This is a genomic window from Clostridium sp. C8-1-8, assembly GCF_009928445.1.
Lineage (GTDB): Bacteria > Bacillota > Clostridia > Clostridiales > Clostridiaceae > Clostridium_AR.
Genome location: NZ_JAABNO010000019.1, coordinates 41,260 through 67,453 on the forward strand (window position 1 = coordinate 41,260; position 26,194 = coordinate 67,453).

Below are 26,194 nucleotides of genomic sequence, written 5' to 3' on the forward strand. Positions count from 1 at the left end.
GAGCTGATTAATAAGAGAGAAAGGAGAAGGTCGATGATTAAAATATATAATACTCTTAATAATAAGAAAGAGGAATTCGTTCCTATTGAAAAAAATAAGGTTAGAATGTATGTTTGTGGACCTACAGTATATAACTTTTTTCATATAGGCAATGGCAGAACTTTTATAGTGTTTGATACTATTAGAAGATATTTTGAATATAGAGGCTATGAAGTCAAGTTTGTTCAAAACTTCACTGATATAGACGATAAGATGATAAATAAAGCTAATGCAGAAGGAACTACAGTAAAAGAGTTAGGAGATAGATATATAAAAGAATATTATCAAGATGCAGATTCTCTTAACATAGAAAGAGCCACTGTAAATCCTAGAGCAACTGAGTATATGGAAGAGATAGTTAGTTTTGTGAGTGAGCTTATTGAAAAAGGTTATGCATATGAGGTAGATGGAGATGTTTACTTCTCTACTAAGAGGTTCACTGAGTATGGAAGACTATCAGGTCAAAATATAGAGGATCTGCAAGCTGGAGCAAGGATTAATGTAGATGAAAGAAAGCAGGATCCTATGGATTTCGCTGTTTGGAAGTCTCAAAAGCCTGGTGAGCCAGGTTGGCAAAGTCCTTGGGGGTTAGGCAGACCGGGGTGGCATATAGAGTGCTCTTGCATGGCAAAGAAGATATTAGGGGAAACAATAGATATACATGCAGGTGGATCAGACCTAGTATTCCCACATCATGAAAATGAAATAGCTCAGAGTGAAGCTCTTACAGGAAAGCCATTTGCAAACTATTGGATGCATAGTGCTTTTGTTAATGTAAATAATGTAAAGATGTCTAAATCACTAAACAATTTCTTTACTGCTAGAGAGATACTGGATGCATATGAAGCCGATGTAATAAGATTTTTAATGTTATCAGCTCATTACAGACAGCAGCTTAATTTTAGTGAAGAGTTATTGGAATCTGCTAAAGCATCAGTTGAAAGAATATATAATACTATAGCCAATTTAGAAAATCTACTCGATGAAGTTAAGTTAGAGGTTGCTAATGAAGACGAGAAAGCTTATTTAGATTCTTTAAACAAACATAGAGATAAGTATATAGAAAGAATGGATGACGATTTTAATACTGCAGATGCTATAACTTCTATCTTTGATTTGATAAAGGATATAAATACTAATATATCAGCAATTTCTTCAAAAGAAGCTATAACAAGGGCTTTGGAGCTTATAAGAGAGCTTGGAGGACCTTTAGGAATGCTTCAAAAATCAACTAAGATATCATTAGAAGATGAGATAGAGCAATTAGTTGAACAAAGACAGCAGGCTAGAAAAAATAGAGATTGGGCATTAGCAGATAAAATTAGAGATGAACTAAAAGAAAGAGGTATAGTTCTTGAAGATACACCTCAGGGTGTAAGGTGGAAAAAACTTTAGTATTTTAGTTTGATATAGTGTATGTTTTAGACTTGTAGCATTGAAGAGCATAAAAGGTTTTCTTTGCTACAAGTTTTTTTATTATTAAGACTAGTTATACAAAAGATGCTGGCTAAGTATAGCAAAATCAAGGCTTTATAGCAGCTGTTTGTGGTGAACAAAAAAAGTCTTATTCGCCTGCCAGATTTTCCTCATATATATTAGGAAAGGCAGATGTGCAAAAAAGCTCACTGAAGAAGGTCGCTTCAGAGACTTTCTTATTCTTTAGTAGCTTATAGCAAATATAATTTAGGATAAATATGTGTATATGGCTTGAGTTAATGTTTTATATGAGTTCTTAAAAGACAGATTCTTTTAAATTATATTAAAGATGCAGGAATGGGGGAATAATTGTGAGAAGTCTAGAAAATATCAAAAAAGTTGTAATTAAAGTTGGAACCTCTACTCTTACATATGATAATGGAAATCTTAACTTGGTCAAGATGGAGAATATAGTTAGGCAAATTGCTGATTTGCACAATAGAGGATTAGAGGTTGTATTAGTTACCTCTGGTGCCATAGGAACTGGGGCTAGTGCTTTGGGATATAAGGAAAGGCCTAAGACTATACCAGAAAAGCAGGCTTGTGCGGCAGTGGGGCAGGTAACTTTAATTCATATGTACCAGAAGCTATTTTCAGAGTACAACAAGGTAACTGGTCAGATACTTATGACCAGAGAAGATATAGGAGATAGAAAGAGATATTTAAACGGAAGAAATACCTTTTTCACTTTACTAGATATAGGTGCTATTCCTATTGTGAATGAGAATGATGCTTTAGTTGTAGATGAAATAAAGTTTGGTGATAATGATAGCCTTTCAGCAATGGTGGCATCTTTTGTAGATGCAGATCTTCTTATAATTTTATCTGATATAGATGGTTTGTATGATAGCAATCCAAAAGATAATAAAGATGCAAAGATAATTGATTATGTAGAGTGTATAACAGAAGAAATTGAAAGTTATGCTGGAGGTGCTGGTTCTAGGCTTGGCACTGGTGGAATGATAACAAAGCTTCATGCTGCAAAGATATGCAGTTCATCAGGGGTCTCAATGATCATATGTAATGGTGCTTTAAATGATAGCATAACAAGAGCAGTAAATGGTGAGAATATAGGAACTTATTTTCAAGGTAAAACAAAGCCTATGAAGGGAAGGCAGCATTGGCTAGCTTACGAAGCATCTCCAAAAGCCAATATTGTTATAGATGCTGGAGCGGAAGATGCATTAAAAAATCACAAAAGTCTCCTGCCTAAAGGAATACTAGAAGTAGAAGGAAAGTTTGATGAAGGAGATGTAGTAAGCATTCTAGGTAGTAATAGAAATAAGATAGGGCATGGTATTGTTAGCTATAACTCTAAGGATCTAGTTTCAATAATTGGAAGAGATACAAAGCATATTGAAGAAATATTAGGTTATAAGCATTATGATGAAATTATTCATGTAAATAATATGGCTTTATTTTAAATAGACACTATGTTAAATTACCCTGTTGAGATTAAGCGGTCAATCAGATGATAATTAAATGAGCCTGCGCTATTAGCTCGCTCGAACAGTATCTTCTTCATAACCACTGAATTTCAACAATATTATTAAACATAGTGAAGTGTCATTATAAATAACTTCAATAAAATAGTATGCAATGGAAACACAGAATTATAAATAAGGAGGTTTAAACAGTGGATTACAAAGAATATATGATAAATAAAGGGATAGTTTCAAAAGAGGCAGCAAGATTTATGGCAAATGTCAGCACGGAAGACAAGAACAAAGCCCTTTTAAATATATCAAAAGCAATTAGAGAAAATGCAAAACGAATAATAGAAGAAAACCAAAAAGATGTAGATAATGGAAGGAAGAAGGGATTATCAAAGGCTATATTAGATAGACTTTTATTAGATGGGAGTAGAATAGAAGCAATGGCTTCTGCTGTTGAAGATGTAGCAGGGTTACAAGATCCTGTTGGTGAAGTGATAGAGGGTTTTAAAACCTATAATGAGCTTAAGATATCAAAGATAAGAGTGCCTTTGGGAGTGGTTGGTATAATATATGAGGCTAGGCCTAACGTTACTGTAGATGCTGCCGCCTTGTGCATAAAGAGTGGGAACAGCTGTATCCTTAGAGGAGGGTCTGAAGCTATCAATTCAAATATAGTAATATCTCAGATAATAGCTAAGGCTGCAGAAGAGAGTGGACTTCCTAAGGGTTTAGTGAATTTTATTGATATAACAGATAGAGAAGTTGTCGATATAATGCTAAAGCTTAATGCTTATATAGATGTGTTGATACCTAGAGGTGGAGCTAGTCTAATAAAGAAGGTTGTAGAGAACGCTACTGTACCAGTTATTGAAACTGGAGTTGGAAACTGCCATGTATTTGTGGATGACAGTGCTGATCTACAAAAGGCTATAGAGATAATTGTAAATGCAAAAACACACAGACCTGGAGTGTGTAATGCTATAGAGACTATTCTTATCCACAAGAAAGTTGCTGAGAGTATACTGCCTAACCTTAAGAAGAGGCTTGAGGATAAAAAAGTGGAACTAAGAGGTTGCTCAGAAACGGTGAGATTAATAAACTGTAAGCAGGCAACTGAAGAAGACTGGTCCACAGAGTATCTTGATTTAATTTTAGCTGTCAAAATTGTTAGTGACCTAGATGAAGCTTTAGAGCATATATATAAATACGGTACAAAGCATTCTGAATCAATAATAACTGAAAAATATACAAATTCTCAGAGGTTCCTAAAGGAAGTGGATGCGGCAGCGGTTTATGTTAATGCATCTACAAGGTTCACCGATGGAGGAGAATTTGGGTTTGGCGCTGAGATAGGAATATCAACCCAAAAGCTTCATGCCAGAGGACCAATGGGATTAAAAGAGCTAACATCTTATAAATATTTGATTTATGGAGATGGACAAATTAGGGAATAAATTTGAATAAGTTTTTAATTTTATTAGAGTAGCGTATGCTACTCTATAAATTTTTATATAAAAAATCTATAATATGATTTAAAATAGAGTAGTAATAAAAAAATGCTGTTTTTAATATAATGATAGATTATATATATTTATGAGTTATTGGGAGGTTCATGATGAAGCAGAAAAATACTATTGATAACACAAGAAGACCTTTTGTGGTTATAGGAATTATTACAATTATGTTTTTTGTTTTATTCTTTAGAATGGGATATTTGATGATTGTTAAAAAGAGTTTTCTTGTAGCCAAGGCTGAGTCACAAACCTCATATCAGCAAACTATTGCTCCTAAGAGAGGAAGTATATTGGATACTAATGGAGATTTGCTTGCAACCAGTGGAGATGTGTACAAGGTAAGCTTGGATTTAGAGGAAGTTCATAAGTACGCACTTGCCAAAGGAGGCAAAGACACTGAAAAAGTTAAAGAAACTCTTGATGATATATCAGGTAACTTTGCTCAGATATTAGGAAAAGATAAAGATGAAGTGAGAAAGTTCTTAGAGCAAACTAACAAGGAAGGGGCTTATCTAAGAGGTATACCTCTTGCGAGAAAAGTTGAAAAGGATAAGGTTGATAAAATAAAAAAGTTAAGAGATGTTAAGAGATATAATTTTGTCCTTATAGAAAATGATACTAATAGGTATTATCCAAATAATAACTTTTTGGCTCAAGTGTTAGGAGGAGTAGACTTAGATGGCAAAGGAGTATACGGGTTAGAGCAATATTACAATAAGGATCTTACTGGAGTTCCAGGGATAAGTATAACTGAAGTTGATAGAAAGGCTCAGATGCTTCCTTACTCTGATCAAGTATATACACAGCCTATAAATGGTAAGGACCTAACTACTACCATAGATTCTAGAATACAATACGTTGCCGAAAAGATAGCAGAAAAAGCAATGACAGATAATAAGGCGAAAAGTGTTAGGATAATTGTAACCAATCCTAAGACTGGGGAAATTCTTGCTATGGTCAATAAGCCTGATTTCAATCCTAACGAACCTAACAAGGGTATTAAGGACAGCAAGCAATTTGATCAGATAACTAGAAACGGAGTAGTAAGTGATGCTTTTGAGCCAGGTTCTACATTTAAGATAGTTACAATGTCTGCTGCCTTAGAAGAGGGAAAAACCTTTAGAGATGATCAATTTTTTGATCCTGGTTATGCGATTGTTGATGGGCATAGGATAGACTGCTGGAAGCATGATGGACATGGAGCTGAAAATCTAGTTGATATATTAAAGAATTCTTGTAATCCTGGATTTATAGAGTTAGGGAAAAGATTGGGAAAAGCAAAGATGAATGAATATATATCTAAGTTTGGATTTGGTAAACAGACAGGAATTGATTTTTCTGGAGAAACAACAGGTATTGTCAAATCTACAGAAAAAATGAGTAATATTGATCTTGCTACAATATCATTTGGACAGACAGATGCTGCATCAATGGTACAACTCATAGGAGCTATAAATACTATATTTAACAATGGAGTATATACTACACCTCATTTTTTGAAAAATCTTTCAGAAGTTGATGCAAATGGAAGCAGAAAGGTAGTTTCTAACTATGAAGAAAAGAATAGTAGACAAGTAATTAGTCAAAAGACTGCTAATACAATGGCCGGATTTTTAGAAGAAACAGTATCCAAGGGATCAGGTAAACTTGCATATATAGATGGATATGGTGTAGCAGGAAAAACTGGAACTGCTGAAAAACCTAATCCTAATAAAAAAGGATATGAGGATAAGCAAATAGCTTCATTTATTGGAGGCGCTCCATATAACGACCCTAAAATCAGTTTGTTGATAACAATTGATGAGCCACAAGGACCAGAACACATGGGGGGAGAAGTTGCAGCTCCCGTTGCACGTGATTTGTTCCAACAAATATTCAATGCAATAGGTTTTGATCCTACTAAGAAGTAATCATTTTAAAAAGTTATGATATAAAAGTTATGATATAAAGGAGAAATAATGATAGAAGATTTGCTTATAAAAAAGTTAACTAAAGAAGAGGCTAGAAGACTAAACCCACTTCAGCTAGCACTTGTTGGAGATGGGGTTTATGAAGTTTTTATCAGAAGTTATATACTAAATAGTAATAAAGAATTATCGGCCCATAAGATTCATGTTAAAGCAATTCATTATGTGAAAGCTCACGGACAAAGTGAAATTATGAAGGTACTGGAAGAAGAGCTTAATGAAGATGAAATATATATCTTCAAAAGAGGAAGAAATGCCAAGTCTGGAACAGTACCTAAAAATGCTGATGTTATAGAGTATAGAGCAGCCACTGGTTTTGAAGCTTTGGTTGGATATTTGTATTTAATTGGTGATAAGGATAGATTGCTTTTTGTTTTGAATAGAAGTGTAGATATAATTAATATATAAATAATACTGTAATCATGTAGGATTTTGTATTTGTTAATTAACTGAAACCCGCATGATTACTATATATTTATATAAATATATAATTAAAACTTTATATAAATTTTTAATGTTTTAATTATTTATTTACATGCGTTAAGCAAAAGGTATATTAGTAAAAAATCACTAAAGAAGGTCGCTTCAGCGACTTTTTTACTGTCTGAAAAACTATAAAGGATTTTTAATTTTATTTAGTGTTTATATATTATTGTAGTTCATTGTTTTATATAAGTGATGATAAAGATTGAGAGTTTGTAATATAAAATTAATAGTATTGGATATAAAATAGAGAGAAGTTCTAATAAGATATATGATTAAGTGAAGTTTCTCTACTATAGTTATGTCCGTAAGAGGAGTGAAAGTTTTGAGTTTAAAAGTTAAGTTAATACAACATACACCAGATGCTGAGAAAGTTATTGCATCTGCAGCAAAACTTTGTTATAGTTCAGTTGGTATTGATTCTATAATGGACAATCTAAATAATGAAAATACAGAAAAGTTTTTAAATATGCTTATTTCAATAGGTCATGAATCTCCTATTGAACATATATCATTTACTTTTGCGGTTGAAGGGGTTTCAAGAAGTTTAAGTCATCAGTTAGTTAGACATAGAATAGCTTCATACTCTCAGCAAAGTCAGAGGTATGTTAAGTTATCACAATTTGAATACATAATACCTCCAAGCATAGAAGAAAATGAAACTGCAAAGATTATATATATAAATGCAATGGAAGAAAGTCAAAGAGCCTACGAGAAACTTGTTTTCATTTTAAAAGATAAGTATATAAAAGATGGAATAGATGATAAGAGTGCTGAGAAAAAGTCTATTGAGGATGCCAGATATGTATTCCCTAATGCATGTGAGACTAAATTAGTATTCACTATGAATGCTAGAAGTTTGATGAACTTTTTCCATCACAGATGCTGCAATAGAGCCCAATGGGAGATAAGAGAAATGGCAGATAGGATGCTACAAGAGGTTAAGAGCGTTTGCCCGACATTATTTAAGAAAGCTGGTCCTAATTGTGTGTCGGGAGCTTGCCCTGAGGGAAAAATGACTTGTGGTAAAATAACTGAAGTTAGGCAAAAATATTTAGAAAAATAGAAATATGTGTTAAGGAGTGAAATACATAATGGCTCAAAGGATGAACAGAAGTAATAACAGAAATGAATTTAAAAGCGATTATAAAAAGGGAATAAAGAATGATAAAGTTGAGAGTAATAAAAAGAATGTAAGAGAAGAACGCAGAGAAGCAGATGCTCCTATTAGAGAAGATATAGTTGAGGGAAGAAATGCAGTAATAGAAGCGCTTAAATCAGATAGAACTATAGAACAAATATTGATAGCCAGCGGTAATATGGAAGGGTCTATTAATAAAGTTATAGCTATAGCAAGAGAAAAGAAAATAGTTATAAAAGAAGTAGATAGAAAAAAGCTTGACTCAATAAGTGAAACTGGGGCTCATCAAGGAGTTATTGCAATAGTTACACCATTTAAGTACTCAGAAGTAGAGGATATTTTGAGATATGCTGAGGAGAAGAGTGAAAAACCTTTTATAGTAATACTGGATGAGTTGGAAGATCCACATAACCTTGGATCAATAGTAAGAACTGCAGAGCTTTCAGGTGTTCATGGGATAATAATACCTAAAAGAAGGAATGTAGGAGTAACTGCCACAGTATACAAGGCTGCTGCTGGTGCTATTGAACATATGAAGATAGCTAAGGTAACGAATATTAACACTGTTATAGATGAACTTAAAGAGTTAGGAATATGGGTCTATGGTGCTGAGATAGATGGGGATTCTTATTCATATGAAACTGACTTCTCGGGGCCATGTGCTTTAATTATTGGAAGTGAAGGCAGAGGAATGTCTAAACTTACGAAGGATAAGTGCGATAAATTAGTTAAGATACCTATGGTTGGAAAGATAAACTCTTTAAATGCTTCAGTTGCAGGTGGGATAATGATGTACGAGATTTTAAAATCAAGGCTTTCAAAATAAAAGTTGAAATTTTTCCCAGTAACTGTAATTTGGAATAGGCAATAAGTTATATTTCTAAGTAAATTAAAAAAGAAATATTTTTTGAGTTTTATAATTAAATATTATCTATAGAACTTAATATAAGAAAAAGTCTTAGAGCAATAAATTGAAGTAAAAGAATCTTTTGGAAGATAGCCTGGAAGAAAAAATACTGGAAGAAGTTGAGAAAATACTCAGGAATCGTTGAATTTACTTGACTTAGAAAGATTGACTGTTTTATAATTATGTAAGTAGCATCAGCGTTTTAAGGGGGGATAATGTGGAGGCAAGAGGTAAGGATGGTAGCTTAAGTGAATTTAAAGAAATTTCTGATGAGGAAGTAGTAATTAGAGCTAAAAATGGCAATACTAATGCACAGGAATATCTTATAAATAAATACGAAAATTTTGTTAAGACAAAGGCAAAATCATATTTTCTTATAGGAGCAGACAAGGAAGACATATATCAAGAAGGTATGATAGGATTATATAAATCTATTAGAGATTTTAATCCTGAAAAGCTTACCTCTTTCAAAGCATTTGCTGAGATATGCGTCACTAGACAAATAATAACAGCAATAAAAACTGCAACTAGGCAGAAACATATTCCTCTTAATACCTATGTTTCCCTTAATAAGCCCATATATGATGAAGAGTCTGATAGAACTTTACTGGATGTGCTGTCTGGGCTTAAGATAACAGATCCTGAAGAATTAATAATAAGTAAAGAAGAAATGCTTCATATAGAAAAAGAGATGGGACGGGTGCTTTCAGATCTGGAAATGGAAGTTCTCATGTCTTACCTGGATGGAAAATCATACCAGGAGATTGCTTGTGATTTGGATAGGCAAGCGAAGTCCATAGACAATGCTCTTCAAAGGGTTAAGAGAAAATTAGAAAAATGTTTAAATATTAAATAATACAAAATACAAAAAATATTGACAAAAAAAAATAATGGTAGTAAACTTTATAATTGGTATATGTTATATAACAATTATAAATATATTATATAAAACTGCTCACGTAGCTCAGTAGGTAGAGCGTCACCTTGGTAAGGTGGAGGTCGACGGTTCGATCCCGTTCGTGAGCTCCATTTTTTGGAATATACAAAACGCTAGGCAAAGTTTATCAATTTAAAAAAGGAGGAACATACAATGGCAAAGTCTAAATTTGAAAGAAATAAGCCACACGTAAATATCGGAACAATAGGACACGTAGACCACGGTAAGACAACATTAACAGCTGCAATCACAACAGTATTAGCAAACAAGGGATTTGCAGAAGCATTTAAGTATGACGAAATAGATAAGGCACCAGAAGAAAAGGAAAGAGGAATCACAATCAACACAGCACACGTTGAGTATCAAACAGAAAACAGACATTACGCTCACGTTGACTGTCCAGGACATGCTGACTATGTTAAGAACATGATAACAGGAGCAGCACAAATGGATGGAGCTATACTAGTAGTATCAGCTGCAGACGGCCCAATGCCACAAACAAGAGAACATATACTACTAGCATCAAGAGTTGGTGTTGACTATATAGTAGTATTCTTAAATAAAGCAGATATGGTTGATGACGAAGAATTATTAGAATTAGTTGAAATGGAAGTTAGAGAACTATTAAGCGAGTACAACTTCCCAGGAGATGACATTCCAGTAATAAAGGGATCAGCATTAAAAGCATTAGAAAACCCAACAGATGCAGATGCAACAGCATGCATAACTGAGTTAATGGATGCAGTAGATAGCTATATCCCAACACCAGAAAGAGCAACAGATAAGCCATTCTTAATGCCAATAGAAGATGTATTCACAATCACAGGTAGAGGAACAGTTGCAACAGGAAGAGTTGAAAAGGGAATACTACATGTAGGTGAAGAAGTTGAAATAATAGGTCTTTCAGAAGAAAGAAGAAAGACAGTAGTAACAGGAATAGAAATGTTCAGAAAGTTACTAGATGAAGCACAAGCAGGAGATAATATAGGAGCTCTATTAAGAGGTGTTCAAAGAACAGACATCGAAAGAGGTCAAGTATTAGCTAAGACAGGATCAGTAAATCCACATGACAAGTTCGTAGGTCAAGTATACGTACTTAAGAAAGAAGAAGGCGGAAGACATACACCATTCTTCGATGGATACAGACCACAATTCTACTTCAGAACAACAGACGTTACAGGTTCAATCAAGTTACCAGAAGGAATGGAAATGGTTATGCCTGGAGACCACATTGATATGAATGTTGAATTAATAACTCAAGTAGCGATGGATGAAGGATTAAGATTCGCTATAAGAGAAGGTGGAAGAACTGTAGGTTCAGGTGTTGTTACTAGCATTATTGCTAAATAATAATACTATAAATAAGGGCTGGGTTAAATAACCTAGTCCTTTAGATAGTCATGGTTTCTTGACACAATGATGTATTTATGATAAGTTTATTGAGTAACAAACTCATAGTTTAAACGAGTTTTATTTTTTTATGCCCATTATTTATTTGACTGGAGGTGCAGATCATGAGAGTGAAAGTAACTTTAGCATGCACAGAATGTAAGCAAAGAAACTACAATTCAATGAAGAACAAGAAGAACGACCCAGATAGATTAGAAATGAAGAAGTACTGCAAGTTCTGCAAGAAGCATACTCTTCATAGAGAGACAAAGTAATTTATTTTATACACTTTGTTAAGGATGTGAACTTATGGCTGTAAATGGGAAGGTTAAGCAACCTGAATCTAAAAAAGAAGCAGGCTTAGTTAAGTTTTTAAGAGAGGTTAAGGCAGAAGTTACTAGAATAACTTGGCCATCCAAAGACGAATTAAAGAAGGCGTTTATAGCAGTATTAATTTTCGCTCTAGTGTACATGGTACTAGTAGGCGGAGTAGACTTTATATTACAAAACCTCTTTGATTTAATTTTCAAACTTAAGAAATAAAAGGGAGGTTTGGATGGATTTATATCCATCTGATAAATTATGAGTGAAAGAGCTAGATGGTACGTAGTACACACATATTCTGGCTATGAGAATAAGGTTAAAGCTAACCTTGAAAAAGCCATTGAAAATAGAAACCTACAGTCATTTTTCCAGGACGTTCAAGTTCCTATGGAAGAAGTGATTGAAGAAAAAGATGGTAAACAAAAAGTAACTCAGAAAAAGAAGTTCCCGGGATATGTGTTAGTAAAAATGGTTATGACTGATGACTCTTGGTATGTTGTTAGAAATACAAGGGGAGTCACAGGATTTGTTGGACCTGGATCAAAACCAGTTCCGCTTACCGATGAAGAGGTAGAATCTATGGGAGTAAATGAAACTCCAGTGGATATCGACTTAGAGGTAGGAGAAACGATTAGGATTATTTCTGGTCCTATAAAAGACTTTATGGCGACAATTCAAGAAATAAATCTAGAAAAGCACAAGGTTAAGGCCTTGGTTGACATGTTTGGCAGAGAAACTCTAGCTGAACTTGATTTCCACCAAGTAGAAAAATTAGATTAATAATCAGACTAACGTCTTAATCAAGTGGGAGGGCGTAAGTCCGAAATTACCACAGTATAGGAGGAATAACTCATGGCTAAGAAAGTAACAGGAATGATAAAATTACAACTTCCTGCAGGAAAGGCAACACCAGCACCACCAGTTGGTCCAGCATTAGGACAACACGGTGTTAACATTATGGGATTCTGTAAGGAATTCAATGCAAAAACAGCTGATAAAGCTGGTCTTATAATACCAGTTGTTATTACTGTATATCAAGATAGATCTTTCAGCTTTATTCTTAAAACTCCTCCAGCTGCCGTTCTTATAAAGAAGGAGCTAGGATTAGAAAGCGGTTCAGGAGTACCAAACAGAACTAAAGTTGGTAAGATAACAAAGGAACAAGTTAGAAAAATAGCTGAATTAAAGATGCCAGACCTAAACGCAGCATCAGTAGAAGCTGCTATGAGTATGATAGCAGGTACTGCTAGAAGTATGGGTGTAGTTGTTGAAGAATAATATTCACTAAATCGGTGGGAGGTACTTACCGTTAATACCACGAAGGAGGCTTATATAAATGGGTAAGAAGTACGTAGAAAGCGCAAAATTAGTTGATAAGAGCGCATTATATTCACCAGCAGAAGCTTTAGAATTATCTATAAAAACTGCTAAAGCTAAGTTTGATGAAACTATAGAAATTCATGTAAGATTAGGGGTTGACCCAAGACATGCTGACCAACAAGTTAGAGGAGCAGTTGTTCTTCCACACGGAACTGGTAAAAGCGTGAAAGTATTAGTTTTTGCTAAAGGCGATAAGGCTAAGGAAGCAGAAGCAGCAGGAGCAGATTTCGTTGGAGCTGAAGAATTAGTTTCAAGAATCCAAAACGAAAACTGGTTCGATTATGATGTAGTAGTAGCTACTCCAGATATGATGGGTGTTGTTGGTAGATTAGGTAGAGTTTTAGGACCTAAGGGATTAATGCCAAACCCTAAGTCAGGTACAGTAACATTTGATGTTGCTAAGGCTATAGCTGAAATTAAAGCTGGTAAGGTTGAATATAGAGTTGACAAAACTGCTATTGTTCACTGTCCAATAGGAAAGGCTTCATTTGGTGTAGAAAAGTTAGCAGATAACTTCCACACATTAATGGAAGCTGTTATAAAGGCTAAGCCATCAGCTGCAAAGGGACAATACGTTAAGTCTGTTTCACTTTCAGCTACAATGGGACCTGGAGTTAAAGTTAACCCAACAAAAGTTTTAGAATAGTATTGACTTAATAGGTTCAATCTAGTATAATATTTTTTGTTGTTAAAAGAGAATATATTTCCGTAGATAGTAGGTGCGTATGCGTAACGTAAAACAACCTACCGAGGGTTCCAATACAGTATGTAATGGTCTTTTCGTATGTCTGCGGAAAGACCTTTCTTATTTATATAAAGCAGTTGTAAACTGTGAGGAGGTGGACACACAGTAATGAACAAGAATAGAGAATTAAAAGAAGCAAAAGTTGCTGAAATTAAAGAAAAGTTAGAGAAAGCTCAATCAGTTATTCTTGCAGACTATCAAGGTTTGACAGTTGAAGAAGATACTGAATTAAGAAAAGCTTTAAGAGAAGCTGGTGTAGAATATAAGGTTTATAAGAACACTATGGTTACATTAGCAGCTAAAGAACTAGGTCATGAAGGTATTGTTCAATATCTTGAAGGACCAGTTGCAATAGCATTTGGATACGAAGATGTTACGGCTCCTGCAAGAATTTTAGCTGATTTCGCTAAAACTCATAAGAAGCTTGAACTTAAAGCTGGTATAGTTGATGGAGCTATATTTGATCAAGATAAGGTTAACCAACTTGCATCAATACCATCAAAAGAAGTTCTTATTGCAAAACTTCTTGGAAGCTTCAAGGCTCCACTATCAAATCTTGCTTACTTATTAAATGCTGTAAAAGACAAGAAAGAAGCAGAATCTGCTGAATAATCTTGAAGAACTAAATATAAATTAACTGAAAAATTTCGGAGGTGCGAAACATGAATAAGGAACAAATAATCGAAGCTATAAAGAGTATGACTGTTTTAGAATTAAATGAATTAGTAAAGGCTTGTGAAGAAGAATTTGGAGTTAGTGCTGCTGCTCCTGTTGCTGTTGCTGGTGGCGCTGCTGCTCCTGCTGCAGAAGAAAAGACTGAATTCGACGTAGTATTAGCTAGCGCTGGTGCTGAAAAGATAAAGGTTATAAAGGCAGTTAGAGAAATAACTGGTCTTGGATTAAAGGAAGCTAAGGAAATAGTTGACGGAGCTCCTAAGACACTTAAAGAAGGCGTTTCAAAAGAAGATGCTGAAGCTATGAAAGCTAAGTTAGCTGAAGTTGGAGCTGCTGTAGAAATAAAGTAGTTTTTAACTAAAGACACTGCTATAAAGCGGTGTCTTTATTTAATGTATTAGCAAACTATAAGCTTTTTTATTAAATAAATCTAGTAATATCAAAAGCTTGTGATAGACTTTACAATATATAGTGTAAAACTCATTTGATTGATTTATATACATTGGAAAAGGCAACTAAACAAAAAAAGCTTACTGAAAAAGTTTTTTGTTGTTTTTTACATAAAATATATAGCTTAAACTAGTTGTTGACAAAATTAATGTCCAGTGATATGTTTATAACAGTTAATATACTTATATATAATATGTATGGATTGTTACTGATATTCAGGCAATACCTAAATTAAAGTAAACTATTACATATTGATAGTTGATTTTAATTTAGGTATTAATTTTATCTTTCTAAATTATACTAAAAGTGAAAGTGGGGTAATCTATGATAATAGAAAAAATATTGAATAACAATGTTGTAATTACTGTAGATCCCAAAACCAGAGGAGAAAAAATTCTCATGGGTAATGGATTAGCTTTTAAGAAAAAAATAGGTCAAGAAGTTGAAGAAAGTAAAATAGAAAAGATATTTATAATGGATAATCCTAATGATAGCGATAAGTTTAAGAAACTTATCGAGGAGATACCGATAGAGATTATACACATTACTGGAGATATAGTAAAAAAAGCTGAAGAGAAATTGAAACGTAAATTAGATAATCATATATATGTTGCCTTAGCTGATCATATAGCTTTTGCTATAAAAAGACTTGCTAATGATATAGTTGTTCAAAATAGTTTGTTGGTAGAAATAAGAAGAGTTCATAAGGAAGAATATGAAATAGGTCAATGGGCTGTGCAGTATATTAATCAGAGACTAAATACATCGTTGCCAATAGATGAGTCAGGGTTTATATCACTTCATATAGTAAATGCTAGTTATACAGATAATATTGGTGAATCTTATATATTAACCAATATCGTAAGAGATGTATTGAATATAATAAGGTATTATTTTTCTGTAGAATTTATAGAAGACGATTTGAATTATGATAGGTTGTTAACTCACTTGAAGTTTTTCGCTAAGAGAATAGTAACTAGTGAAAAGAATGGAAAGACTGATAGTGAGTTTTTAGACTTAGTAAGGCAAAAACACAAAGAGGCATATAAATGCTCTTTAAAGATAAAGACCTTTGTAGAAAATAAATATAATTATGAAGTCATGGAAGACGAACTTGTATATTTGAGTCTACATATACATAGAGTTATTAGTGTAATACGTTCTAAAATTGAATAAAAGGGTTGTTACTGAGTGTACAGGCAAGACCTAAGTTTATTGCTTAATGTTGTTATTGCAATAGATTTGGGTCTATTATTCTTATGAAGGAAAAATAAATGTTACTGCATTAATGCTGGATATTTATACACATATTCTTTATAATATAATAAGTTTTGAATACTAATACCTTATTTGAAAAGGATTAAATATTTGATGTTTAGATGTCGCAAAATGAAAGGAGAATTAAAATGAAGAAAATTTTTGGCGTTTTACAACGTGTGGGAAAAGCTCTCATGCTTCCAGTTGCACTTCTTCCAGCAGCAGGTATATTACTAGCTTTTGGTAACATGCTTAGAAATCCTCAGTTCCTAAATTTAGTGCCTGCATTAAACAGCTATTGGATTCAAGTTGTTGCTTCAGTTATGGAGAATGCAGGGAATATAGTGTTTAATAATCTTCCTCTTTTATTTGCGGTAGGTGTTGCGGTTGGTTTAAGCGATGGAGATGGAGTAGCTGGGCTAGCGGCAATGGTAGGCTTTTTAATAATGAATGTTACTATGGGCACATTCTTAGGTGTAAGTGATAGCATGTTGAAGGATCCAATGTATGCAAATGTATTAGGTGTGCCAACACTTCAAACTGGAGTATTTGGGGGGATAATAATAGGGGTTATTGCAGCTAGTTTGTTTAACAAATATTATAGGATTGAGTTGCCTTCATACTTAGGTTTCTTTGCTGGTAAGAGATTTGTTCCTATAGTTACAGCTGCAAGTGCTATACTGGTTGGTTTGGTAATGACGTTTATTTGGCCTCATATACAAAATGGTCTTTTGGAGTTCTCTAGAGGGATGATTGATACAAATAAGACCTTAGCTGCATTTATATTTGGTGTAATAGAAAGAGCATTAATTCCATTTGGATTACATCATATATTTTACAATCCATTCTGGTATCAATTTGGAGAATACACAAATAAAGCTGGGCAGCTTGTTATGGGAGATCAAAAGATATTTATGGCTCAGCTTAATGATGGAGTTCCATTTACAGCAGGTACTTTCATGACTGGTAAGTTTGTATTCATGATGTTCGGTTTACCAGCAGCTGCGCTAGCTATATATCATGAGGCTAAGCCGGAGAAGAAGATTTTAGTTGGAAGTATAATGGCTTCAGCTGCATTGACTTCATTTTTAACAGGAATAACTGAACCTCTCGAGTTTTCATTTTTATTTGTTGCACCAGCACTATTCGCTGTTCATTGTGTATTTGCAGGGTTATCATTTATGATAATGAATATATTAAATGTAAAGATTGGTATGACATTCTCTGGTGGAGCTATAGACTATATACTATTTGGAGTCATACCGAATAGGACGGAATGGTGGTTAGTTATACCAGTTGGATTGATATTTGCTATAATTTACTATGTTGGATTTAGATTTGTAATAAGAAAATTTAATCTTAAAACTCCAGGTAGGGAAGATGAAGAAGAGAATGAAAATGCAGTTCCACAAGGAGAGAATGATGATTTAGCTGAAAGTATATTAGCTGCGCTAGGAAACAGACAGAATATTAGGGATTTAGATGCGTGTATAACAAGACTAAGAGTTACAGTAAATGATATTAGAAAAGTTGATAGTAACAGGCTAAAGAAACTTGGTGCTGCTGGTGTGATGCAAGTGGGTGATAATATACAAGCTATATTTGGACCTAAGTCTGATATAATAAAATCACAGATAAACGATATAATATTAGGTAGAGTTACTGTAAAAACTATAGCTAAACAAGAGTTGGCAGTAGAAGATACGGTAGATAGTAAAGAAATTATTAGTGTTGAAAATATAGTAGTTCCTATGACTGGTAAGTTATTAGATTTAAGAGAAGTTCCAGATGATGTTTTTTCATCTAAATTGATGGGGGATGGATTTGCATTAGAGCCAACAGAGGGGGTTGTAGTAGCTCCAGTAGATGGTATTATAGATTCGATATTCCCAACAAAACATGCATTTGCTATGATAGCGTCAAATGGTAGAGAACTTCTTATTCACGTCGGTATTGATACAGTAGATCTAAAAGGTGAGGGGTTTGAGCTAATAGTAGAGGTTGGACAAAAGGTTAAAAAAGGAGAGCCGTTATTAAAAATTGATGTAGAATATATAAGGGCAAATGCTAAGTCTATAATATCTCCAGTTATCTTCACTAATATGTCTGAAGATGAAGTTATAAGAATAGCTTCCAATAAGGATGTTGTTAGTGGAGAAAAAGGAGCTATATCAATAGTTAAAAGATAATAGGGGATTAAATATAAACCTAGGTGAAAACTCTAGGTTTATATTTTAGAAGAATAAAATACTAAAACTACGCAAAATATAAAATGTTTATTTAGTGGTCCGTTTATAAGCTGTGGTATTAAAAGAAACAAACATTATTAGGCAGAATAGACGAAGGTGCTTTTTACTGTAAAGCTTGGAGATTTACTGAATAATATAGTGAATTGAAATGAAGGACAAGAAAATAAAAGCTTTATCATGTAAAAACTAGATTGAATTACTACTAGCAAGAATTTGATTAAAAATTGTATTTGCAAAGTTACCATAAATACATTATAATGTATTTTTATAAATTTCATTGACAACTATTCAATGTTATGGTAGTATATTTAATTGCATTGAAATATAACTTTTCGCATATAAATTGGAAAGTTATGAATTAAATTATAAGATTTAGGCAAAATAATTAGATGCAGTGTATTAACTCCAATAACATTTTTATGTTTATTGGTTATTTTAGTTTATACAAGGGGTGAAAGTTGATGGTACATCCTGTCCAAAATGGAAAAAGAACTAGAATGAGCTTTGGAAAGGTAAAAGATGTTGCAGAAATGCCGAACCTAATTGAGGTGCAATTAGATTCATATCAGTGGTTTTGGGATGAAGGTCTTCAAGAAGTATTTGATGATATTAATCCTATAGGTAACTTTACTGGTAATCTAGTACTTGAATTTGTAGGTTACAAGCTTGATATGGATAATATCAAGTATTCTGTAGAAGAATGCAAGGAAAGAGATACAACATTTGCTGCTCCGCTAAAGGTAGCAGTCAGACTCCAAAACAAAGAAACTGGTGAAATTAAGGAACAAGAAGTTTTCATGGGTGATTTCCCATTGATGACTGAACAAGGAACATTTGTTATTAATGGTGCAGAAAGAGTTATAGTTTCACAATTGGTAAGATCTCCAGGGGTATATTATAACTTTGCTGTTGATAAAAGTGGTAAGAAACTTTATTCTTCAACAGTTATACCAAACAGAGGTGCTTGGTTAGAGTACGAAACAGACTCAAATGACGTTATCTATGTAAGAATAGATAAAACTAGAAAACTACCAATAACCATATTAGCAAGAGCTATGGGCTTTGGAAGTGATCAAGAGCTTGTAGAATACTTTGGTGAAGATGAAAGATTCAAAGCTACTATCGAAAAAGATAATACTAAGACAAAAGAAGAAGCTTTACTAGAGATATATAAGAGATTAAGACCAGGTGAACCACCAACTGTTGATAGTGCAGTGTCACTTATAGACTCATTATTCTTTGATGCAAAGAGATATGATTTATCAAGAGTAGGTAGATACAAGTTCAATAAAAAGTTAGCTATAAATTTAAGAATTGCTAACCAAGTTGCTGCAAGTGATATTGTGAATCCTGAAACTGGAGAAGTTTTAGTTTCCAAAGGTGAAAAGATATCAAGAGCTAAGGCTGAAGAAATTCAAGATTCAGGAATTAACATTGTTGATATTATTGTTGATGATAAGGTTGTTAGAGTAATAGGTAACCACTTTGTTAACATACATAAACAATTCAACTTTAATACTGATGATTTGAATATTAGAGAACTAGTTCACTATCCAACTTTAAAAGAAATTAAAGAAAATTATTCAGATGAAGAGTCTATTAAAGCGGCTATAAAGAAAAACATAAATAGACTTATACCTAAGCATATTGTAAGAGATGATATTTTCGCTACAATAAGTTATGAATTAGGCTTAGCTTGGGGTGTAGGATATGTTGATGATATAGACCATTTAGGTAATAGAAGACTTAGATCTGTAGGTGAGTTACTACAGAACCAATTTAGAATTGGTCTTTCAAGAATGGAAAGAGTAGTTAAGGAAAGAATGACTATACAGGATCAAGAAGGATTGACTCCAGGTGGGTTGATTAACATAAGACCTGTAGCAGCAGCTATTAAAGAGTTCTTTGGTAGTTCGCAGCTTTCTCAATTCATGGATCAGATAAATACACTTTCTGAGTTAACTCATAAGAGAAGACTTTCAGCACTTGGACCAGGAGGTCTTTCAAGAGAAAGAGCTGGCTTCGAAGTAAGAGACGTTCATCATTCTCACTATGGTAGAATGTGTCCTATAGAAACTCCAGAAGGACCAAACATAGGTCTTATTAACTCACTTGCAACTTTTGCAAAAGTTAATGAATATGGATTTATAGAAACTCCTTATAGAGTTGTAGATAAGGAGACTGGAAGAGCTACTAATGAAATAAGATACTTTACCGCTGATGAAGAAGATCAATACTTAATAGCTCAAGCAAAAGAACCTATAGATGATGAAGGTAACTTTGTTGATAAAAAAGTTACAGTAAGAGAAAAAGGTGAAGTATTATTTGTTCCTAGAGAAGAAGTTGATTTAATCGATGTTTCTCCAAGACAAATTGTTTCTGTTGCTACAGCGATGATACCATTCTTGGAAAATGATGATGCGTCAAGAGCTCTTATGGGATCAAACATGCAACGTCAGGCAGTTCCACTTCTAAAACCTGCAGCTCCTATAGTTGGAACAGGAATTGAATATAAGGCGGCTGTAGACTCAGGAGTTTTACCTAAGGCAAGAAATGCCGGTGAAGCAATATATGTAAGTGCAAATGAAATAAGAATAAAGAGAGATTCCGATGGTGGTATAGACACTTATAGACTTCTTAAGTTTAAGAGAAGTAACCAAAGTACTTGTATTAACCAAAGACCTATTATTTCTAAGGGAGAGAAGATTGCTAAGAATCAGGTTTTAGCTGATGGCCCTTCTACTGATCTTGGAGAAATAGCTTTAGGAAGAAATATAAGAATTGGTTTCATAACTTGGGAAGGTTATAACTACGAGGATGCTATGCTTATTTCTGAAGAACTAGTAAGAGAAGATGTATTTACTTCTATTCATATTGAAGAATATGAATGTGAGGCTAGAGATACTAAGCTAGGGCCAGAAGAAATAACAAGAGATATACCAAATGTAGGTGAAGATGCATTAAAGGATCTTGATGATAGAGGAATAATAAGAATTGGTGCTGAAGTTAGATCAGGTGACATTCTTGTAGGTAAGGTAACACCTAAGGGTGAAACTGAGCTTACTGCAGAAGAAAGATTACTTAGAGCTATATTTGGTGAAAAGGCAAGAGAAGTAAGAGATACTTCTTTAAGAGTTCCTCATGGAGAAGCAGGTATAATAGTAGACGTTAAGGTCTTTACAAGAGAAAATGGAGATGAATTACCTCCAGGAGTTAATGAGCTTGTAAGATGTTATATTTGTCAAAAGAGAAAAATATCAGTTGGTGATAAGATGGCTGGTAGACATGGTAACAAGGGTGTTATATCTAGAGTATTGCCTGAAGAAGATATGCCATTCTTACCAGATGGAAGACCGCTACAGATATGCTTGAATCCACTAGGAGTACCTTCTCGTATGAATATAGGTCAGGTACTAGAAGTGCATCTAGGATGGGCTGCTTCTAGATTAGGATGGCATATAGCTACTCCAGTATTTGACGGAGCAACTGAAACTGATATAGAAGACTGTCTAGAACAAGCTGGATACAACAGAAATGGAAAGACTAAACTTAGAGACGGTAGAACTGGTGATGAGTTTGATAATGAAGTTACTGTTGGAATAATGTATATCTTAAAACTTGCCCACTTAGTTGATGATAAGATACATGCTAGATCAACTGGACCATACTCATTAGTTACACAACAACCACTAGGTGGTAAGGCTCAATTCGGAGGCCAAAGATTTGGTGAAATGGAAGTTTGGGCATTAGAAGCTTATGGTGCTGCTCATACACTTCAGGAAATTTTAACAGTTAAATCAGATGATGTCGTAGGAAGAGTTAAAACTTATGAGTCAATTGTTAAAGGTGAAAATATTCCTGAACCTGGTGTACCAGAATCATTCAAGGTTCTAATTAAGGAATTACAAGCTTTATGTTTAGATGTTAGAGTTCTAAATGATGAAAATCAAGAAGTTAGACTTAAAGAACTTGTAGATGAAGATATAGAAGAATTAGAAGTAAATATAGAAGGTACTGAAGATTTAGTGCCACAAACTCCAGATGTAGACGACAGCTATACTAGCGCAGAAGATTCTGAAGAAGATATCGACTACGATAGTTTGGATTTTGATGAATTCAATACAGACTTAGAACTTGATGATTTTAATGATGAACACTAAAAGTGAAGGGAGGATATACCCTTGTTTGAGTTAAATAATTTTGACGCTTTACAAATAGGATTGGCATCTCCAGAACAGATTAGAGAATGGTCTAGAGGTGAAGTGAAAAAACCTGAAACTATAAACTATAGAACGTTAAAGCCAGAAAGAGATGGTTTGTTCTGTGAAAGAATATTTGGACCACAAAAAGACTGGGAATGTCATTGTGGTAAGTATAAGAGAGTTAGATACAAAGGTATTGTTTGTGATAGATGTGGTGTTGAAGTTACCAAAGCTAAGGTTAGAAGAGAGAGAATGGGGCATATAGAGCTGGCTGCCCCAGTATCTCATATTTGGTACTTTAAAGGAATACCATCTAGAATGGGATTAATACTTGATATGTCTCCAAGAGCTCTAGAAAAAGTTTTATACTTTGCATCTTATATAGTTATAGATCCAAAGGAAACACCATTACTTAAGAAGCAACTTCTAAATGAAAAGGAATATAGAGAAGCTGTAGATAAGTATGGTGAAGAGAGCTTTGTTGCAGGAATGGGTGCTGAAGCAGTTAAGGATTTATTAGCTGAAATTGATTTAGAAAGATCATCAGTTGAGCTAAAAGAAGATTTAAAAACAAGCACTGGACAAAAAAGAGTTAGGGTTATAAGAAGACTTGAAGTTATAGAATCATTTAGAAAGTCAGGTAATAAGCCTGAGTGGATGATTGTTGATGTAATTCCAGTTATACCTCCAGATTTAAGACCAATGGTTCAATTAGATGGAGGAAGATTTGCTACATCAGATTTAAATGATCTTTATAGAAGAGTTATTAACAGAAATAACAGACTTAAAAAACTATTAGATCTTGGTGCCCCAGACATAATAGTAAGAAATGAAAAAAGAATGCTTCAAGAAGCTGTAGATGCCTTGATTGACAATGGTAGAAGAGGTAGACCTGTAACTGGTCCTGGAAACAGACCTCTAAAATCACTTTCTGACATGCTTAAAGGTAAGCAAGGTAGATTCAGACAAAACCTTCTTGGTAAGAGAGTTGACTACTCAGGAAGATCTGTTATAGTTGTAGGGCCTGAACTTAAGATGTACCAATGTGGACTTCCAAAGGAAATGGCTTTAGAATTATTTAAACCTTTCGTAATGAAAAAGTTAGTTCAAGATGGAGTAGCTCATAATATAAAGAGTGCTAAGAGAATGGTAGAAAGAGTAATGCCTCAAGTATGGGATGTGCTTGAAGATGTAATAGCAGACCATCCAGTATTACTTAACCGTGCTCCTACTCTACACAGACTTGGAATTCAAGCGTTCCAGCCTATACTTGTAGAAGGTAGAGCAATAAAACTACATCCTCTAGTTTGTACAGCATATAATGCGGATTTTGATGGAGACCAAATGGCTGTCCATGTGCCTCTATCAGTAGAAGCTCAAGCTGAGGCAAGATTCTTAATGCTTGCAGCAGGAAACATCCTTAAACCTTCAGATGGTAAGCCAGTATCTGTACCTACACAGGATATGGTATTAGGATCATACTATCTAACTATGGATAAGGATGGAGCTAAAGGAGAAGGCAAACATTTTGCATCTTTTGAAGAAGCGTTAATGGCTTACCAATTAAAAGAAATTGAAATTCATGCAAAGATATTTGTAAGAATGACTAAGGTTGTTGATGGTGTTAAGAAGTCTGGTAGTATCAAAACTACTATTGGTAAAATAATATTTAACGAATCTATACCTCAAGACCTAGGATTTGTAGATAGAACTAATCCAGCAGATGAATTTAATCTAGAAGTAGATTTCTTAATAACTAAGAAGTCCCTTGGACAGATTATAGATGCTTGTTATATGGTTCACGGACCAACAAAGACATCAATCATGCTTGATAAGATAAAAGCACAAGGATATCACTATTCAACTATTGGAGCTGTAACAGTAGCAGCATCTGATATGATAGTGCCTCAAGCAAAATATGAACTTCTTAGAGCAACTGATGAAACGATTGATAAGATTGAAAAGATGTATAGAAGAGGATTCATATCAGAAGATGAAAGATATGAAAGAGTTATAGAGAAGTGGACTAAGACCACTGAAGAAGTTGCCAATGCTCTTATGGATAGTTTGGATAAATTTAATCCTATATTCATGATGGCTGACTCTGGAGCCAGAGGATCTAAGTCTCAGATTAAGCAGCTTGCTGGTATGAGAGGGCTTATGGCGAGTCCATCCGGTAAGATTATAGAGTTGCCAATAAGAGCTTCATTTAGAGAAGGTCTTGACGTTTCAGAGTACTTTATATCCACACATGGTGCTAGAAAGGGTAATGCAGATACAGCTCTTAAGACTGCTGACTCAGGATACTTAACAAGAAGACTTGTTGATGTAAGTCAGGATGTTATAGTAAGACATGAAGACTGTGGTACTGAAGAAGGCATATATGTAAGTGAAATAAAAGATGGTAATGAAACAATTGAAACTATTAAAGAAAGAATTGTAGGAAGATATATAGCTGAAGATATAGTACATCCAGAGACTAATGAAGTTATTGTTCCTGCACAATCTTATATAGAAAATGATATAGCTGATAAGGTTGTTGCTGCAGGCGTTAAGAAAATTAAGATAAGATCTGTATTTACATGTAAAGCTAAAGTTGGAGTATGTGCTAGATGTTATGGAATGAACATGGCTACTGCACAAAAAATTAACATTGGTGAAGCTGTAGGTATAGTTGCGGCTCAATCTATAGGTGAACCTGGTACACAGCTTACAATGAGAACATTCCATACAGGTGGAGTTGTTGGAGCAGATATAACTCAAGGTCTTCCTAGAGTTGAAGAACTTTTCGAAGCAAGAAAACCTAAGGGGTTAGCAATAGTAAGTGAAATATCAGGAACAGTAAGAGTAGAAGAAACTAAGAAAAAGAGAGTAGTAGTAGTGACTTCAAACGAAGGTGAAGAATATAGCTATGATATACCTTTTGGATCAAGACTTAAGGTTTCAGATGGCAATATAATCGAAGCTGGAGATGAAGTTACAGAAGGTTCAGTAAATCCACATGATGTAATGGCAATAAAGGGTGTGGATGGAGCAAGACAATACCTTCTATCAGAAGTTCAAAAAGTTTATAGACTACAGGGTGTTGATATCAATGATAAGCATCTAGAAGTAGTTGTTAGACAGATGACTAGAAAGGTTAAGGTGACAGAATCAGGAGATACTGAACTTTTACCTGGAACAATGATAGATATGTTTGACTTTGATGAAGAAAATGAAAGAGTTAAAGCTTTTGGAGGAGAACTAGCTCAAGGTGAAAAAGTTCTTCTTGGTATAACTAAAGCAGCTCTTGCTACTGATAGTTTCCTTTCAGCAGCATCATTCCAAGAAACTACTAGAGTTTTAACTGATGCAGCTATAAAGGGTAAAGTAGATCCACTTCTTGGATTAAAGGAAAATGTAATAATTGGTAAACTTATTCCGGCTGGTACTGGAATGATGAGATATAGATCAGTAAAATTGAGCACGGAGAGTGCTTTAGCTGAAAAAGAAACAGCTAATGCTCTTGAAGAGTAGTAATTAATTTTATTGACAGCAAAATTGATAGATGATACAATACAATTTGTGTGATTTAGCATAATTCTACAAGATTAACTTGTTTACATGATAGCATTGAGGTGAAG

20 protein-coding genes, 1 tRNA gene and 1 other annotated feature are annotated in these 26,194 nt (G+C 34.0%); all 21 genes read left to right on the forward strand.

Features of this window, described 5'->3' with window-relative positions; genetic code table 11:
* The first annotated feature begins 36 nt into the window (after nt 1-36).
* The 21 genes from cysS (at nt 37) to rpoC (ending at nt 26,087) form a co-directional block, all read left to right on the forward strand.
* Entirely contained in the window at nt 37-1,434 is a 1,398-nt protein-coding gene (gene cysS, locus GXK57_RS17605) for a cysteine--tRNA ligase (protein WP_160678954.1), read from the forward strand.
* Between the two features lie 392 nt (nt 1,435-1,826).
* Nucleotides 1,827-2,939 (forward strand): glutamate 5-kinase, encoded by a 1,113-nt coding sequence (gene proB / locus GXK57_RS17610; protein WP_160678870.1) that lies wholly within the window; start codon nt 1,827-1,829, stop codon nt 2,937-2,939.
* Between the two features lie 212 nt (nt 2,940-3,151).
* Complete coding sequence (locus GXK57_RS17615; RefSeq protein WP_279285516.1) at nt 3,152-4,405, forward strand: glutamate-5-semialdehyde dehydrogenase; 1,254 nt, start codon at nt 3,152-3,154, stop codon at nt 4,403-4,405.
* 161 nt (nt 4,406-4,566) lie between these two features.
* Nucleotides 4,567-6,375 carry a penicillin-binding transpeptidase domain-containing protein gene (locus tag GXK57_RS17620; protein WP_160678872.1) on the forward strand — a complete coding sequence of 603 codons (1,809 nt, stop codon included), beginning with the start codon at nt 4,567-4,569 and terminating at the stop codon, nt 6,373-6,375.
* A gap of 48 nt (nt 6,376-6,423) precedes the next feature.
* Nucleotides 6,424-6,840 (forward strand): ribonuclease III domain-containing protein, encoded by a 417-nt coding sequence (locus GXK57_RS17625; protein ID WP_160678874.1) that lies wholly within the window; start codon nt 6,424-6,426, stop codon nt 6,838-6,840.
* A 376-nt stretch (nt 6,841-7,216) separates the two neighbouring features.
* Nucleotides 7,217-7,981, forward strand: a complete 765-nt coding sequence (gene thyX / locus GXK57_RS17630) for an FAD-dependent thymidylate synthase (RefSeq protein WP_202127742.1) — start codon at nt 7,217-7,219, stop codon at nt 7,979-7,981.
* 28 nt (nt 7,982-8,009) lie between these two features.
* Nucleotides 8,010-8,882, forward strand: a complete 873-nt coding sequence (gene rlmB, locus GXK57_RS17635) for a 23S rRNA (guanosine(2251)-2'-O)-methyltransferase RlmB (RefSeq protein WP_243156464.1) — start codon at nt 8,010-8,012, stop codon at nt 8,880-8,882.
* A 298-nt stretch (nt 8,883-9,180) separates the two neighbouring features.
* Nucleotides 9,181-9,819 (forward strand): RNA polymerase sporulation sigma factor SigH, encoded by a 639-nt coding sequence (gene sigH / locus GXK57_RS17640; RefSeq protein WP_160678878.1) that lies wholly within the window; start codon nt 9,181-9,183, stop codon nt 9,817-9,819.
* Between the two features lie 97 nt (nt 9,820-9,916).
* A tRNA-Thr gene (locus tag GXK57_RS17645) sits at nt 9,917-9,992 on the forward strand.
* Between the two features lie 61 nt (nt 9,993-10,053).
* Nucleotides 10,054-11,250 (forward strand): elongation factor Tu, encoded by a 1,197-nt coding sequence (gene tuf / locus GXK57_RS17650; RefSeq protein WP_128211256.1) that lies wholly within the window; start codon nt 10,054-10,056, stop codon nt 11,248-11,250.
* A 164-nt stretch (nt 11,251-11,414) separates the two neighbouring features.
* Entirely contained in the window at nt 11,415-11,564 is a 150-nt protein-coding gene (gene rpmG / locus GXK57_RS17655) for a 50S ribosomal protein L33 (RefSeq protein ID WP_128211257.1), read from the forward strand.
* A gap of 34 nt (nt 11,565-11,598) precedes the next feature.
* Nucleotides 11,599-11,832 (forward strand): preprotein translocase subunit SecE, encoded by a 234-nt coding sequence (gene secE / locus GXK57_RS17660; RefSeq protein WP_128211258.1) that lies wholly within the window; start codon nt 11,599-11,601, stop codon nt 11,830-11,832.
* A 39-nt stretch (nt 11,833-11,871) separates the two neighbouring features.
* Nucleotides 11,872-12,393 carry a transcription termination/antitermination protein NusG gene (nusG, locus tag GXK57_RS17665; RefSeq protein ID WP_128211259.1) on the forward strand — a complete coding sequence of 174 codons (522 nt, stop codon included), beginning with the start codon at nt 11,872-11,874 and terminating at the stop codon, nt 12,391-12,393.
* A gap of 72 nt (nt 12,394-12,465) precedes the next feature.
* Nucleotides 12,466-12,891, forward strand: a complete 426-nt coding sequence (gene rplK / locus GXK57_RS17670; RefSeq protein ID WP_128211260.1) for a 50S ribosomal protein L11 — start codon at nt 12,466-12,468, stop codon at nt 12,889-12,891.
* A 58-nt stretch (nt 12,892-12,949) separates the two neighbouring features.
* Nucleotides 12,950-13,639: a 50S ribosomal protein L1 gene (gene rplA / locus GXK57_RS17675; RefSeq protein WP_128211261.1), complete on the forward strand. Its 690-nt coding sequence runs from the start codon at nt 12,950-12,952 to the stop codon at nt 13,637-13,639.
* Nucleotides 13,640-13,681: 42 nt separating this feature from the next.
* Nucleotides 13,682-13,808, forward strand: a sequence feature (ribosomal protein L10 leader region).
* A 38-nt stretch (nt 13,809-13,846) separates the two neighbouring features.
* On the forward strand, nt 13,847-14,350 hold the full coding sequence (gene rplJ, locus GXK57_RS17680) for a 50S ribosomal protein L10 (protein ID WP_160678880.1): 504 nt from the start codon (nt 13,847-13,849) through the stop codon (nt 14,348-14,350).
* A gap of 50 nt (nt 14,351-14,400) precedes the next feature.
* A complete protein-coding gene (rplL, locus tag GXK57_RS17685) occupies nt 14,401-14,763 on the forward strand; it encodes a 50S ribosomal protein L7/L12 (protein WP_128211263.1) in 363 nt (120 codons plus the stop codon).
* 424 nt (nt 14,764-15,187) lie between these two features.
* Nucleotides 15,188-16,039: a PRD domain-containing protein gene (locus GXK57_RS17690; RefSeq protein WP_160678882.1), complete on the forward strand. Its 852-nt coding sequence runs from the start codon at nt 15,188-15,190 to the stop codon at nt 16,037-16,039.
* Between the two features lie 230 nt (nt 16,040-16,269).
* Nucleotides 16,270-18,309 carry a glucose-specific PTS transporter subunit IIBC gene (ptsG, locus tag GXK57_RS17695; RefSeq protein WP_160678884.1) on the forward strand — a complete coding sequence of 680 codons (2,040 nt, stop codon included), beginning with the start codon at nt 16,270-16,272 and terminating at the stop codon, nt 18,307-18,309.
* A 521-nt stretch (nt 18,310-18,830) separates the two neighbouring features.
* On the forward strand, nt 18,831-22,529 hold the full coding sequence (gene rpoB / locus GXK57_RS17700; protein WP_160678886.1) for a DNA-directed RNA polymerase subunit beta: 3,699 nt from the start codon (nt 18,831-18,833) through the stop codon (nt 22,527-22,529).
* Between the two features lie 21 nt (nt 22,530-22,550).
* A complete protein-coding gene (gene rpoC, locus GXK57_RS17705; protein WP_160678888.1) occupies nt 22,551-26,087 on the forward strand; it encodes a DNA-directed RNA polymerase subunit beta' in 3,537 nt (1,178 codons plus the stop codon).
* Nucleotides 26,088-26,194 lie beyond the last annotated feature (107 nt).